Annotated in this window: 10 protein-coding genes and 1 pseudogene; 1 reads left to right on the top strand and 10 read right to left on the bottom strand. The window is 68.3% G+C overall.

Annotated features, from left to right (window positions below; all coding sequences use genetic code 11):
* Positions 1-320 precede the first annotated feature (320 nt).
* From bamA to dnaE, 10 genes and pseudogenes are all read right to left on the bottom strand, one after another.
* Complete coding sequence (bamA, locus tag KSF81_RS15315; RefSeq protein ID WP_217379732.1) at positions 321-2,654, bottom strand: outer membrane protein assembly factor BamA; 2,334 nt, start codon at positions 2,652-2,654, stop codon at positions 321-323.
* A 165-nt stretch (positions 2,655-2,819) separates the two neighbouring features.
* Complete coding sequence (rseP, locus tag KSF81_RS15310; RefSeq protein WP_254453544.1) at positions 2,820-3,950, bottom strand: RIP metalloprotease RseP; 1,131 nt, start codon at positions 3,948-3,950, stop codon at positions 2,820-2,822.
* 50 nt (positions 3,951-4,000) lie between these two features.
* Positions 4,001-5,182 (bottom strand): 1-deoxy-D-xylulose-5-phosphate reductoisomerase, encoded by a 1,182-nt coding sequence (gene dxr, locus KSF81_RS29755; protein ID WP_309139571.1) that lies wholly within the window; start codon positions 5,180-5,182, stop codon positions 4,001-4,003.
* Positions 5,173-6,051 carry a phosphatidate cytidylyltransferase gene (locus tag KSF81_RS29750; protein WP_309139570.1) on the bottom strand — a complete coding sequence of 293 codons (879 nt, stop codon included), beginning with the start codon at positions 6,049-6,051 and terminating at the stop codon, positions 5,173-5,175. The genes dxr and KSF81_RS29750 overlap by 10 nt, the downstream gene beginning before the upstream one ends.
* Positions 6,035-6,796, bottom strand: a complete 762-nt coding sequence (gene uppS, locus KSF81_RS15300; RefSeq protein ID WP_217379730.1) for a polyprenyl diphosphate synthase — start codon at positions 6,794-6,796, stop codon at positions 6,035-6,037. The genes KSF81_RS29750 and uppS overlap by 17 nt, the downstream gene beginning before the upstream one ends.
* Positions 6,797-6,815: 19 nt before the next feature.
* Positions 6,816-7,382 (bottom strand): ribosome recycling factor, encoded by a 567-nt coding sequence (gene frr / locus KSF81_RS15295; RefSeq protein WP_217379729.1) that lies wholly within the window; start codon positions 7,380-7,382, stop codon positions 6,816-6,818.
* 73 nt (positions 7,383-7,455) lie between these two features.
* The gene (gene pyrH / locus KSF81_RS15290; RefSeq protein ID WP_217379728.1) at positions 7,456-8,178 is read right to left on the bottom strand and encodes a UMP kinase; all 723 of its coding nucleotides are present in this window, start codon (positions 8,176-8,178) and stop codon (positions 7,456-7,458) included.
* Positions 8,179-8,330: 152 nt separating this feature from the next.
* Positions 8,331-9,251 carry a translation elongation factor Ts gene (gene tsf / locus KSF81_RS15285; RefSeq protein ID WP_217379727.1) on the bottom strand — a complete coding sequence of 307 codons (921 nt, stop codon included), beginning with the start codon at positions 9,249-9,251 and terminating at the stop codon, positions 8,331-8,333.
* 26 nt (positions 9,252-9,277) lie between these two features.
* On the bottom strand, positions 9,278-10,150 hold the full coding sequence (gene rpsB, locus KSF81_RS15280) for a 30S ribosomal protein S2 (RefSeq protein WP_217379726.1): 873 nt from the start codon (positions 10,148-10,150) through the stop codon (positions 9,278-9,280).
* A gap of 248 nt (positions 10,151-10,398) precedes the next feature.
* Positions 10,399-13,850: pseudogene (gene dnaE, locus KSF81_RS15275) on the bottom strand (DNA polymerase III subunit alpha).
* A gap of 114 nt (positions 13,851-13,964) precedes the next feature.
* On the opposite strand from dnaE, the gene KSF81_RS15270 reads away from it, so the two are divergent.
* On the top strand, positions 13,965-14,168 hold the full coding sequence (locus tag KSF81_RS15270; protein ID WP_217379725.1) for a hypothetical protein: 204 nt from the start codon (positions 13,965-13,967) through the stop codon (positions 14,166-14,168).
* Positions 14,169-14,249 lie beyond the last annotated feature (81 nt).

Below are 14,249 nucleotides of genomic sequence, written 5' to 3'. Positions count from 1 at the left end.
CACGATGCCGATGACGGCGGCGGGTGGTTGTTGGCCAGCTGGCAGGGGCGGTGGTGCCTCGGTCCGGGTGGCAGGGGGGGCGCTGCTGCTGCTGCTGGCGCTGCTGCTGGCGCTGCTGCGGCTGGGCCTGGGCCGGACGCTGCTGGCCCTGGTTCGGCACGAACCACTCCTGCTGCTGTGCCGAAGCCGGCCAGGCCGCAACAGAGGAAAGCAGGAGCGACGAGGCCGCGATGGTGCCGAGGAAACGCCCCCGGGAATGCCGGTGGAGGCCGGGTTGGGCCGAAGCGGGCTGTGCTGGCATTTGCAATGGAATCCCGAATTCAGAAGCGGGTGCCGAAGCCGAAACGGAAGACCTGGGTCTCGTCATAGGACTTCTTCACCACGGCCTGGGCAAGGTCGATGTTGATCAGGCCGAAGGGGCTGCGCCAGGAAACGCCAACGCCTGCACCGACACGCGGGCTGGCATCGTCGCGCACCTCCGGCCCCTTCACCGATTGCGACAGCGAGCCGATATCGACGAAGGCCCGGCCGATCAGGCCAAGCTCCGCCGGCAGCGGCAGCGGATAGCGGATTTCGGTGCTCTGGGTCCAGAGGAAGCGGCCACCGAGGCTGTCGCGGGTGTCGATATCACGCGGCCCGGCGCCGGCGATGCGGAAGCCGCGCAGATTCTCGCCGCCCAGGAAGAAGCGGTCGACGATGCGGTCCTGCTTGTTGAACAGCGTTTCGAGATAGCCGACGCTGCCCGAAACCGAGACCACATATTCCGGGTCGCCGAGCAGCGATTCCAGCGGGATGAAATAGGTGCCGTCCAGCCGCGCCCGGAGGTAAGCAACATCGCCGCCAAGGCCGGCGAAATCGGTGCCAAGGCGTAGCACCGCGCCACGCCGTGGGTCGATGATCGAATCCCGCATGTCGAAGGTCAGCGTCTGGCCGATCTGGGAGAGGAGCGTGGTGCCGCGCTGCTCCTGCACGAAACGGGAAGCATTGGCCGAGATGTCGAAGATCTCGCGGTTCGACAGGGTATAGGCCCAGGTCTGCCGCAACCGCTCATTGAAGGCATAGCCGACCCGTAGCGCGAATCCAGCCCGCCGCTCCCGGTAGTTGGCGATGGTGAGCAGGTTGCGCTGGATATAGAACAGATCCGCGCCGGCGGCGAGGTTGCGGTCGAGGAAGGCCGGGTCCGTCACCGAAATATCAAGCTGACTGCGGCGCTGCGCCAGGGTGCCGTTGATACGCGCGTCGATACCGGTTCCGAGCAGGTTGCGCTCGCGCAGGCCCACATCCGCCAGCAGGCCGGCGTCGGTCGAATAGCCGCCGCCGAGCGAGACCTCGCCGGTGGCGCGCTCCACGACCTGGGTGTTCAGCACCGCCCGATCCGGCGCCGAGCCGGGAGAGGAGCTCACCTGCACATCCGAGAAGTAGCCGAGATCGCGGATGCGCTGGCGCGAGCGGCGGATCTGCGCGGCGTTGAAGGCATCGCCCTCGGCCAGGCGGAATTCCCGCCGGATCACCCGGTCCTGGGTGCGGGTATTGCCGTTGATCTCGATGCGCTCGACATAGACGCGCGGCGCCTCGTTGATTTCGAAGGTGAGGTCGACCCGGCGCTCCTCGCGGTTGCGCTGGATGCGGGGCTGCACATCGACGAAGGGAAAGCCGCGCAGGTTCACCGCATCCTGCAGCGCCTGCGCCACCCGCTCCACCGTGTCGCCATCGTACCAGTCACCCTCGGAGACATCGACCAGGCCGCGGACGCTATCGGCATCGAGGTTGCGCAGGTTGGAAACAACATCGACCTTGCCGATGCGGTAGCGCGGCCCCTCGTCGATGGAATAGGTCACGAAGAAGCCGGTGCGGTCCGGCGCCAGCTCCGCAGTGGCGTTGGTGACCTGCACATCGGCATAGCCGTTGCGCAGATAGAAGCGGCGCAGCAGCTCACGATCGAAGGAAAGCCGCTCCGGGTCGAACTGATCGGAGGAGGAGAAGATGCGGTACCAGGCCTGCTCCTTGGTCGCCACGACCTCCCTCAGGCGGCTGTCGGAATAGGAGCGGTTGCCGACGAAGTTGACGCGCGCGATCAGCGCCACGTCCCCCTCCTGGATCTCGTAGACCACGTCAACGCGATTCTGGTCGAGCTGGATGATCTTCGGCTCGACGCTCGCAGCGAAGCGGCCGCGGCGGGCATAGAGTTCCAGGATGCGCTGGCGGTCCGCCGTGGCGGCCTGGGTGGTGAAGACGGCGCGCGAGCGCATCTGCACTTCGCCCCGCAGCACATCGTCCGAGATCTTGCGGTTGCCCTCAAAGGCCACGCGGTTGACGATCGGGTTCTCCACCACGTCCACGATCACGCGGCCGCCCTCGCGGCGAAGCTGCACATCGCGGAACAGGCCCGTGGCGTAGAGCGACTTCAGGCTGCGGTCCAACCGGTCGGCGTCATAGGGGTCGCCGGGCTGCAGCAACATGTAGGAGCGGACGGTATCCGCCTCGATGCGCTGGTTGCCGTGCACTTCAATGGATTGCACCACCCCGGTGGGCGCCGCTGGCGGCGCAGTGCGGGCGGGCGGGCGCGGCCGTTGCTGCGCCTCCGCCCCGCCTGGCAGCAGGCTGGGCAGAAGACAGGCGGAGGCGAGCAGGAGGACGCGAAGGGAGAGGGGCAAGGGCTGGGCCGTAACTCTATGGGTTTCGCAAGCGGGGCGGAGAATAGCGGCGGCTTCCCGGCACCGCCACCCCAGGCTTTCGACGTCGCAGCCTTTAGCGGGCTGCGGTGCCGCGGCGCCACGTCGCGGGCGAGAGGCGGCCCGGTTCGCCCGCCACGGCCTGCGTCACCCTACCAATCCGGCCACCCAGGCGCCGATCTTGCCATTCGCGATATCGTTCCAGGACGCGAACAGGAACAGCGTGACGAGCAGCGCGAATCCTGCGCGGAAGCCGTATTCCTGTGCCTTGGGCGGCAGCGGCCGACCGCGAATCGCCTCCGCCGCATAGAAGACCAGGTGCCCGCCATCGAGCAGGGGAATCGGGAAGAGGTTGAGCAGCCCGAGGCTGACCGAGAGCAGCGCCATCAGGTTGACCAGCGGCACGATGCCGAGCGAGGCCGCCTCCCCCGAAATCTCGGCGATGCGGATCGGCCCGCCAAGCTCCTTCGCGCTGCGGCTGCCGGTCAGCATCTCAGCGACTCCGGCCAGGGTCTGCCAGGTCACATCCGCCGTCTGCACCGCCCCCGCGACCAGGGCCGAGGCCGGGTCCAGCCGCTCGAAACGAGCTGCGCCACCCTGGACGCCGAGCACGCCCACCGCCCCTTGCGCCCCGTCGCGCGCCTCCGGTACCGCGTGGAGTGTCACTTCCGTGCCGTCGCGTGCGACGCGCAGTTCCACCGATTGGCCGGCGCGCGGCTGGATATGCCGCTGCACCTGCTCAAACCGGGTCACCCGCACGCCGTCCAGTTCCAGGATCTCGTCGCCCGGCCGCAACCCGGCACGGGCGGCGGGCGAGCCCTCCACCACGGCACCGATGCCGGTGCCGCCCATCGGCTGGCCGATGGTCCCGTACAGTCCAGCGAAAAGCAGGATGGCGAGCAGGAAATTGGCGATGGGGCCAGCGGCCACAACAATGGCGCGGCTGCCGACCGGCTTCTCGTGGAAGGTATGGCCGGCGCGCCAGGTGGCACGCTGTTCCGCCGGCACCTCCGCGGGCGTCTCCTGCCCATGCAGCTTCACGTAGCCGCCGAGCGGGATCCAGCCGAGCCGCCATTCCGTGCCGCGCCGATCCGTCCCCTGCAGCAGCGGACGGCCGAAGCCGATGGAGAAGGCATCCACATGCACGCCGCGCCAGCGTGCTGCAAGGTAATGGCCGAGTTCATGCACGAAAACCAGCACACCCAGCACCACCGCGAAGGCAATCAGGGTGCGCGGCAGGGAGGGCAGCAGGTTCCAGAGATTCGCCAGCAGGTCCAACGCGGTCTCCTATCGATCGGCGAGGCATGTCCATGGTGCCGCGGGCGGCATCACGCCGCGGAGCGGCGGGTGGCCAACCTCGCGGCCTCGCGCCGCGCCGCGGCGTCGAGGGCCAGGATATCCTCAAGCGTCGCTGCGGCCGGGGTGCCGAAGAGTTCGAGCGTTTCCTCCACCACCGCCGCGATGTCGAGGAAGCCGAGCCGGCGATCCAGGAACAGCGCCACTGCCACCTCATTGGCGGCATTCAGCACAGTTGGGGTGCCTGCCCCGTCCCGCAAAGCCTGCCGGGCCAGGCGGAGCGACGGAAACCGCAGCGGGTCCGGCGCCAGGAATTCCAGCCGCCCCAATTGCGCCAGGTCGAGCCGCGGCAGGTCCACCGCCATCCGGTCCGGCCAGGCGAGGCTATGGGCGATCGGGGTTCGCATATCCGGCGTACCGAGCTGCGCCAGGATGGAGCCGTCCGCGTATTGAACCAACCCGTGCACGGTGGATTGCGGATGGACCAGCACCTCGATCCGCGGCTCGGGCACCGGGAAGAGCCGGGCGGCCTCAATGAGTTCCAGCCCCTTGTTCATCATGGTGGCGCTGTCCACCGAGATCTTGGCGCCCATCTTCCAGATCGGATGGCGCACGGCGATCTCGGGCGTCACGGCCCGCATCTCGGCCAGGTCCATCATCCGGCAGGGACCGCCGGAAGCGGTCAGCACGATCTTCTCGATCATCGCCGGGTCACGGGCATCGAGCGCCTGGAAGATGGCGTTGTGCTCCGAATCGACCGGCAGCAGTCGCGCGCCGGAGCGGCTTGCGGCGGCCAGCACGATCTCGCCGGCGCAGACCAGGCTCTCCTTGTTGGCCAGCGCCAGGGTGCCGCCGCGCTGCAGCGCGGCCAGGGTGGAGCGAAGCCCGGCCGAGCCCACGATGGCCGCCATGGTCCAGTCGACCGGGCGGGCGGCGGCCTCGACCACCGCCTCCGGCCCGGCAGCGGTCTCAATGCCGCTGCCGGCCAAAGCCTCCCGCAGCACGCCATAAGCGGCCGGGTCGGCCACCACCGCCAGGCGGGCGCCGAGCCGGCGGGCCTGGCCGGCCAGCGCCGTCGCATCGCGACCGGCGACCAGCGCCTCCACCACGAAGCTGCCGGGCGGCGCGGCATCGAGCAGCGCCAGGGTGCTGGTGCCCACGGAGCCGGTGCTGCCGAGGATACTGACCCGGCGCGGCGGGCAGTTCAGTGCCACAGCGCTTCCCCTGGGCCAAGCAGGACGCCAAGCAGCGCCGCCGCCGGGGCGGCGGCCAACACGCCATCCAGCCGGTCGAGCAGCCCGCCATGGCCGGGGATGAGGGAGGAGGTGTCCTTCACGTGGAAACGCCGCTTGATCCAGCTTTCGAACAGATCGCCCACTTGCGCCAGCAGCCCGAGCACAGCCGCCACCAGCAATACCCGGGGCAACGGTACCGCGCCGCCGGCCGCCTCCATCACATACGCTGCCGCGCCGCCCGCCGCCATGGCTGAGAGCAGCCCACCCAGCGCCCCCGACCAGGTCTTGTTCGGGGAGACCGCCGGGGCGAGTTTTGGCCCGCCCAGGCAGCGCCCGGCCAGATAGGCCCCGATGTCGCTGGCCCAGACCACCATGAACAGGAACAGCACATTCACCCGCCCGGCCATCGCATCGCCGCGCAGGTGAATCAACGCCACCCCGGCCAGGCCGATATAGACCACGCCGAAGGCGAGCCACCCCCCCGGCAGTATCTGACGATAGCGCGGCGGCCGACCGATGACCCAGGTGAGACCGGCGCCCAGGCCAAGCACCACCAGCGCCGCCAGCCAGAGCCCCTCCACTGCCAACGTGCCCGCTAGCAGCACCACGACCGGCACGGCCAAGCCAGGCAACCGGCGCGTCGAGAAGCCGCAGAGCCGAACCCATTCCCAGGCAAGCAAAGCTACGGCCGCCGCCATGAGCGCGGTCCAGGCCTCCGCGCCCAACCAGATGCAGAGGATCGCCGCTGGCAGCAGCAGCGCGGCCGAAAGCGCCCGCTTCCGCAGGTCCCGCCAACGGGAGGCCACAGCGGGCGAAGACGTGGGGCCGGAGTCAGCCAGCACGGGCACCGTAGCGGCGCTCCCGCCGGCCAAATTCCTGGATGGCCCGGGCCATGTGCTCGGCGCCGAAATCGGGCCACAGCACATCCTGGAAGACGAATTCGGCATAGGCCGCCTGCCAGAGCAGGAAATTCGACAGGCGCTGCTCTCCGGAGGTGCGGATGATGAGGTCGGGATCGGGCATGCCCGCGGTATAAAGGCGGGCGGCGAAGCCGGCCTCGTCCAGGCCGGCGGGGTCCAGGCTGCCGGCCGCCGCCGCGGCCGCTACCGCCCGCGCGGCCGCCAGGATCTCCGCCCGGGCGCCATAGGACAGCGCGACGGTGAGATTCAGTCTGGTCCCTTCGGCGGTCCGAGCCTCGGCCCTTTCGATCTCCCGCATCGTCTCGAGACCGAAGCGAGCCCGGTCGCCGATGACGCGTAGCCGCACACCCTCCTTGGCCAGGGTTCCGACTTCGGAACGCAGATAGAGGCGGAGCAGGCCGGTGAGCGCGGTGACCTCCTCGGGCGGTCGGTGCCAATTCTCGGAGGAGAAGGCAAAGAGGGTGAGCCAGCCCACCCCCTCGCGCACCGCAGACTCGATGGCGCGCCGCGCCGCCTCGGCGCCGGCCTTGTGGCCGAGCGCCACCGGCAGGCCACGCGCCTCCGCCCAGCGCCGGTTGCCATCCATGATAATGGCGACATGCGCAGGCGGCGGCGCGGCCGTGTCCGCAACAGCAGGGACGGCAGCGAGCTTGGCGGAGGAGAGGAGGGACATCCTGCGGGCTCTTGTAGCCTCAGACCTGCCGGATGTCCTTTTCCTTCTCGGCCAGGGCCTGATCGATCTGCTTGATATACTGGTCGGTCAGCTTCTGGACCTCCTCGGCCCAGGTCTTGGCATCATCCTCGCCGATCTCGTGCTTCTTTTCCCAGGTCTTGATCTGTTCCATGCCGTCTCGGCGGACGCCGCGAACCGCCACCCGCGTCCCTTCGGAATATTTGCCGGCGGCCTTCACCAGGTCGTTGCGGCGCTCCTGGGTCAGTGGCGGCAGGGGCACCCGGATGACCTGGCCCTCGGTTTGCGGGTTCAGGCCGAGGCCGCTGTCCCGGATCGCGACCTCCACGGCCTTGATCACAGATTTGTCCCAGACCTGCACGGAAAGCAGGCCGGGCCCGGCGATGGAAACATTGGCCACCTGGTTCAGCGGCTGCTCCGTGCCATAGGCCTCGACCCGGATCGGCTCCAGCAATGCAGGGCTGGCGCGGCCGGTGCGGAGGCCCGAAAATTCCTTGCGTAGCATCTCCATGGCGCCGTCCATGCGGCGCTGCAGATCCTGCTTCAGTGCCTTCACGTCGGCCGGCATGGCCTGTCTTCCCCCTTCTATGAGCGGCCCGGACCGGGGCTTCGGGCGAAACCGCCCTCCACCCGAGGCGCCATTACTGCTCGACCACCGTAGTGAAACGTCCCTCGCCCTTCATTACCGCCGTGAAGGCGCCGGGTTCGTGGATATTGAAGACGATGATCGGCAGGCGGTTCTCGCGCGCAAGTGAAATGGCGGCGGCATCCATCACCTGCAGGTCGCGCGACAGGATATCCAGATAAGTAAGCGTCAGGTAGCGCTCCGCCTGCGGATTCTTGCGGGGATCGGCGGAATAGACGCCGTCCACCTGGGTGCCCTTCAGCAGCGCGTCGCAGCCCATCTCGGCCGCCCGCAAGGCTGCGGCGGTATCGGTGGTGAAGAAGGGATTGCCCGTTCCGGCGGCAAAGATCACGACCCTGCCCTTCTCCATGTGCCGAATGGCGCGCCGGCGGATATAGGGCTCGCAGACCGATTCCATGGCGATCGCACTCTGCACCCGGGTCGGCACGCCGACCTTCTCCAGTGCGGATTGCATCGCCAGCGCATTCATCACGGTCGCCAGCATGCCCATGAAATCGGCCTGGGACCGGTCCATGCCCGCAGCGGCCCCAGAGATGCCCCGGAAGATGTTGCCGCCGCCGATTACCAGGCACACCTCGACCCCAAGCGCGATCACGCCCCGCACATCCTCCGCTATGGCACGGCAGGTGGCGGTGTCGAGGCCGTAGTCGCGGCCGCCCATCAGGGCCTCGCCGGAAACTTTGAGCAGGACACGCTTGTAGCTCGGCGACATGCTCATTCTTCGATCATGGTTACGGACAGAGGCAGAAGCCGGGGAACCATAGGGAGCCCCTATTGCCCTCGCAAGGATGGGGGTCCCCGGCCGGATGTCACGATGCCGTAGCCGGCAACCCGGATCGGCGACGGCCTGGTTGCCGCCGCCAAGCCGGTTCAGGCCGGCCCGGTGCCGGCCGCAGCCGCGACCTCGCTGGCGAAATCCGGGCCGGTCGGCTTGTCGATGCCCTCGCCAAGCTGGAAGCGGGCGAAGCCGGTCAGATTGCCGCCGGCCTTCTGGACCACCGCCTTCACCCGGCTCTCGCCGTCATGCACCCAGACCTGCTCCAGCAGCACCACTTCCTCGTAGTATTTGCGGATGCGGCCCTCGACCATCTTCTCGATAATCGCCTCCGGCTTGCCGGAGACACGGGCCTGTTCCATCAGCACCGCCTTCTCGCGCACCAGGGCGGAGGGGTCGACGGCGCTGACATCCAGCGCCTCCGGCCGCGCCGCGGCGACATGCATGCCGATCTGGCGGCCAAGCTGCTCCAGCGCCTCGATCTCGGACTTGCCCTCCAGCGCGACCAGCACGCCGATCTTACCCAGACCCGGGCGGATCGCGTTATGAGTATAGGTCGCCACCACGCCCTCACCGACCTCCAGCCGCTTGGCGCGACGGATGGTCATGTTCTCGCCGATGGTGGCGATGAGGCGAGTGAGTTCCTCCATCACGCTATGGCCGGTGCCGGGATAGGTGGCCGCCTTCAACCGCTCCACATCGTCGCCGACCGCGAGCGCCAGGCCCGCCACCTCGGCGACGAAATCCTGGAACTTCTCGTTGCGTGCGACGAAATCGGTCTCGGCATTCACCTCGACCATGGCGGCGACCTGGGGGCCGCTGGCGACGCCGACCAGCCCTTCCGCGGCAAGGCGGCCGGACTTCTTGGCGGCGGCCGAGAGGCCCTTCTTCCGCAACCAGTCGATGGCGCCTTCCATGTCGCCGGCGCTTTCGACCAGCGCCTTCTTGCAATCCATCATGCCTGCGCCGGTCTTCTCGCGCAGGTCGCGGACCATCGCCGCGGTGATCTCGGCCATTGGCTTTCTCCCGTGCCTTGCTGCGCTCAGACCTTGCCGGCCTGGTTGCCGTCGTCGCGGTTCTCCTGGACCATCTGCTCAAGCGACTCATGGTCGAGGCCGATGGTCGGGCTCGCCTGCGCCTCCTCGAGCACCGGCTCCGCGGCGAGGTCGGCCGGGATTTCCTCGGCCACATCCTCGGCGGCGCCGAGATCAACGCCGGAGGCCTTCAACTCGGCCGAGATGCCGTCGAAGACCGCGCCGGCGACGAGATCGCAATAGAGGTTGATGGCGCGGATCGCATCGTCATTGCCCGGGATCGGGAAGGCGACGCCCTGCGGATCGGCATTGCTGTCCACCACCGCGACGACCGGGATGCCGAGCTTGTTGGCCTCCTCGATCGCCAGCTTCTCCTTCACCACGTCGATCACGAAGATGATGTCGGGCAGGCCCCCCATCTCCTTGATGCCGCCGAGCGCGCGGTTCAGCTTGTCGCGCTCGCGCGTCAGCATCAGGATCTCCTTCTTGGTGAGACCCGTGATGTTGCCGGCAAGCTGCTCCTCCATCTGCTTCAGGCGCTTGATGGAGCCGGTGATGGTCTTCCAGTTGGTCAGCATGCCGCCGAGCCAGCGGTGGTTCACGTAATACTGGCCGCAGCGGGTGGAGGCTTCCGCCACATACTCCGCTGCCGACTTCTTGGTGCCGACGAAAAGCACGCGGCCGCCGGCCGCTACCACATCGCGGACAGCGCGCAGCGCACGGTCCAGCATCGGCACGGTCTGCTGCAGGTCGAGGATATGGACCTGGTTGCGGACGCCGAAGATGTAGGGCGCCATGCGCGGGTTCCAGCGCCGCGTATGGTGGCCGAAATGCACGCCGGCTTCGAGCAGCAGACGCAGGGAAACCTGTGGCATCGCCATGGGGCGAGATCCTTCCATTCAGTCCGGTTGAGCCTCCGCGGCGCAATTCCCTGTAAGGGGACCGGACCCGACCGTTACGGAAGGGCGCGCCGCGTGCGAATTTGCCGGCACCAGGGGAACTCCCGGCACCAGCGGCCCGGCATATGGCATGGGCCGGGCCGCCAAGCAACCGGGCTCGACGGCTTGTATCTTGCTGGCCGATTCACCCTCCGGCTACGCCTTCGGACGACCGGGAGGTTCAGAGGTATTCAAACCGCCTCCGCATCCGCCACCCCGGGCAGGACCTTCATGGCCTGCACCAGCCGGGGCGAGACGTTGAAGCCCCCCCGGCAGGGCCAGTTCCACCTCCTGCCCCGTCCCAGTGCGGGCCACCACCACCACCCTGCCCTTCCCCCGGCCTTCGCGGGTGAGCAATGCCCGAATCGGCTCCACCGCTGCCGAAGCCTCCAGCCAGAGACGGATGCCCTGGCCAACGCCCTGGGCGGCCCGCTCCATCCCCTCCATCTCCTGCGCGGTGAGGCGGAGCGTCTCGCCTTCCAGCCGCGCCTCGGCCGTGACCAGCACGATCGTGCCTTCAGCCAGAAGGTCGCGGGAGCGGGAAAGCACCTCGGAAAACAGCGTTACCTCATAGCTGCCTGCCGTGTCGGACAGGGTCACCCAGGCCATGCGGCTGCCGGTGCGGGTCGGGCGTTCCTTGCTGTTCACCACGGTTCCCGCCAGCTTCAGCCGCGCCGCCCCGCCTTTCGCGCGTTCGGCGATATGCGAGGAGCGCGTAACGCCGAGCCGTTGCAGCACCGCGCGGTAGGTATCCAGCGGATGCGCCGAAAGGTGGAAACCCACCGCCTCGGCCTCGTAGGAGAGCTTCTCAAGCTGCGGCCAGTCCGGAAGATCGGGCAGGCGCAGCGGCTCCGGCTTGGCCCCGGCGCCGCCGAACAGGGCGATCTGGGCGCTGGCGCGATCCTCCGCGCTGGCCTGAGCACGGCGCAGGATCACCTCGGCACCGGCCACCAGCCGGGCGCGATTCTGGCTCCAGCCGGTCGAAGGCGCCGGCCTTGGCCAGGTTCTCGATCTGCATCTTGTTGAGCAGCCGCGGCTCCACCCGCGCCGCGAAATCCGCAATGCTGGCGAAGGGCCCGGACGCATCGCGGGCCGCGACCAGGTCCCGCATGGCGGCGGCGCCGACCCGCTTCACCGCGGCGAGGGCGAAGCGGATGGCAGGCTGGCCGTCCGGCCCTTGCTCGGTGAGAAACTCGGCGCCGGAGTGGTTCACATCCGGCGGCAGCACGGCGATGCCGAGGCGCGACGCCTCCTGCATGTGTCCCGAAAGCTTCTCGGTCTTATCCAGGTCGAGCGTCATGGAGGCGGCGAGGAAGGCCACCGGATGGTTCGCCTTCAGCCAGGCGGTCTGGTAGCTGACCAGGGCATAGGCGGCAGCATGCGACTTGTTGAAGCCGTAATCGGCGAATTTCTCCATCAGGTCGAAGATCTCGCCAGCCTTGGCCGCTTCGACCCCCCGCTCCGTGGCACCGCGCGTGAAGATCTCGCGCTGCTGCTCCATCTCCTTGCGGATCTTCTTGCCCATGGCGCGGCGCAGCAGGTCGGCGGCGCCTAGCGAATAGCCCGCCAGCTCCTGGGCGATCTGCATCACCTGTTCCTGGTAGACCATGATGCCGTTGGTCTCGGCCAGGATGTGGTGGATTTTGGGATGCGGGCTATCCCAGGGCTCGCCATGCTTGCGGGCGCAATAGGCGGGGATATTGGCCATCGGGCCGGGACGGTAGAGCGCCACGGCGGCGACCAGGTCCTCGAAGCGGTCCACCTTCATCTGCCGCAGGCAGTCGCGCATGCCCTGGCCTTCGAACTGGAACACCCCGGCCGCATCGCCCTTCCGCAGCATGGCATAGGTGGCTTCATCATCCAGCGGGATGCGATCGATATCGATCTCGATGCCCTGGCCACGCAGGATCGCCAGCGCCTGCTGGATCACGGTGAGCGTCTTCAGGCCAAGGAAGTCGAACTTCACCAGCGATGCCTGCTCGACATACTTCATCGAGTACTGGGTGATCAGCATCTCGCTGCGCGGATCGCGGTAGAGCGGCACGATATCGATCAGCGGCGCCTGGCCGATCACCACGCCGGCGGCATGGGTGGAGGCGTTGCGATAGAGCCCTTCAAGCTGGTTGGCGATGTCGAGCAGGCGATGGACCGTCTCGTCCTCGCGCTGCATCTGTTGCAGGCGCGGCTCCCCATCGATCGCCTGCTGCAGCGTGACCGGCTTGGCGGGGTTGAAGGGGATCAGCGAGGCGATACGGTCCACCTGGCCATAGGGCATGCCGAGCACGCGGCCACAGTCGCGCACCGCCGCCTTGGCCTGGAGCTTGCCGAAGGTGATGATCTGCGCGACCCGGTCGTGGCCATATTCGTCGCGGACGTAATTGATCACTTCGTCGCGCCGGTCCTGGCAGAAATCGATGTCGAAATCCGGCATCGAGACGCGTTCGGGGTTGAGGAACCGCTCGAAGAGCAGGCCGAAGCGCATCGGGTCGAGATCGGTGATGGTCAGGGCCCAGGCGGCGACGCTGCCTGCGCCCGAACCGCGGCCCGGACCCACGGGAATACCGTGCTGCTTCGCCCATTGGATGAAATCGGCGACGATCAGGAAGTAGCCCGAGAAGCCCATCTTCTCGATGACGCCAAGCTCGTAAACCAGGCGCTGGTGATAGGTCTCGCGCGCCGCCGCATCCGCGCCCATGGCATCGAGGCGGAGGTCGAGCCCACGGCGCGCCATGTCCTGCACCGTCTCGGCTTCGGTCATGCCAGGCTGCACCTTGGGGCAGAGCGGCAAGGCGGGCTTCTTCGTCTCCACCATCACGGCGCAGCGGCGGGCGATGGCAAGCGTATTGTCGCAGGCCTCCGGCAGGTCGGCGAAGAGCGCGCGCATGGCGGCGGGCGGCTTGAACCAGTGTTCCGGCGTGACGCGGCGGCGATCGGGTTCGGCCAGCATGCGGCTCTCGGCGATGCAGAGCAGGGCGTCATGCGCTTCATGCATCGCGGCGGTGGCGAAATAGACGTCGTTGGCCGCCACGATCGGCAGTGCCTGCTCGTCCGCCAGGGCCAGGAGCGCGGGCTCCACCAGGCGTTCGGTATCGAGCCCGTGGCGGTGCAACTCCATCGCCAGCCGATCGGGGAAGGCTTCCTTGAGCTGCGCCAGCAGCCGGGCGGCGGGGTCGCGGCGGCCTTCCAGCAGCAGACGCGCGATCGGCCCCGTGGTGCCCCCTGTCAGCAGAATCAGCCCCGCCGCGTGGTCCTGCAAGGTGCCGAGCTTCAAGCAAGGCTTGCCGGAGGCATCGGCGGCGAGGAAGGAGCGCGAGGACAGGCGCTGGAGGTTGTCGAGGCCGCGCGCATCCATGGCCAGCGCAACGACGGGGTCGGGCGCCTGGCGCTCGGCCTCCGGCCGCTCATCGGCGGCGCTGCGGGAGAGCCAGAGCTGGCAGCCCATGATCGGCTGCACCCCCTTGCCCGCCGCCCCTTGGGCGAATTCCAGCGCGCCGAAGAGATTGGCGGTATCGGTCAGCGCCACCGCCGGCATGCCGGCCTCCCTGGCCAGACCGGGCAGCTTCTCCGCCTTGATGGCGCCTTCCGAGAGGGAATAGCTGGAATGGACGTGGAGATGGACGAAGGAGGCTGGATCCGCGGCCATGAAGGACTCCCCAAGGCCGCCTTCGTAGCACAGTGCGGCCTGCCCGGCACGACCGTTCCTGGCCAAACCACCGGCCATGGCGCGGCGTGATGGCGAAGGGCATGCTGCGCCGTGATGCCCGGCGCCGAACAGAGATCCCACCGCGCCGCGGTTGCCGGCGGCGTGCTTGCCATGCTGCTGTTCAGCGGCAATTTCGTCGCCTCGCGGCATGGGCTCCAGAATGGGCTCTCGGTGCCCGACCTGGTGCTGCTGCGCTATGCGGTGGCAGGGCCGCTCTTCCTGGTGCTGCTCCTGCGAATCGGGCTCGGGGGGGGCTGAGCCCTTGCCGTGCCGCTGTACTGGCGCTGCTGGCGGGCGCACCTTATTTCCTGCTGACCGTTCTGGCGCTGGAATTCGCGC

This window comes from Siccirubricoccus sp. G192, from assembly GCF_019084075.1.
GTDB lineage: Bacteria > Pseudomonadota > Alphaproteobacteria > Acetobacterales > Acetobacteraceae > G192.
Note: the sequence above shows the minus strand (reverse complement) of the source record. Positions and strands in the feature narration are given on the sequence as shown.

What these genes read in the sequence shown, in the direction of transcription:
- KSF81_RS15270 (WP_217379725.1), top strand. Translation starts at nt 13,965, where the DNA reads ATGCCCGGCGCCGAACAGAGATCCCACCGCGCCGCGGTTGCCGGCGGC.
- tsf (WP_217379727.1), bottom strand. Translation starts at nt 9,251, where the DNA reads ATGGCCGAGATCACCGCGGCGATGGTCCGCGACCTGCGCGAGAAGACC.
- uppS (WP_217379730.1), bottom strand. Translation starts at nt 6,796, where the DNA reads ATGTCCCTCCTCTCCTCCGCCAAGCTCGCTGCCGTCCCTGCTGTTGCG.
- rpsB (WP_217379726.1), bottom strand. Translation starts at nt 10,150, where the DNA reads ATGGCGATGCCACAGGTTTCCCTGCGTCTGCTGCTCGAAGCCGGCGTG.
- frr (WP_217379729.1), bottom strand. Translation starts at nt 7,382, where the DNA reads ATGCCGGCCGACGTGAAGGCACTGAAGCAGGATCTGCAGCGCCGCATG.
- pyrH (WP_217379728.1), bottom strand. Translation starts at nt 8,178, where the DNA reads ATGAGCATGTCGCCGAGCTACAAGCGTGTCCTGCTCAAAGTTTCCGGC.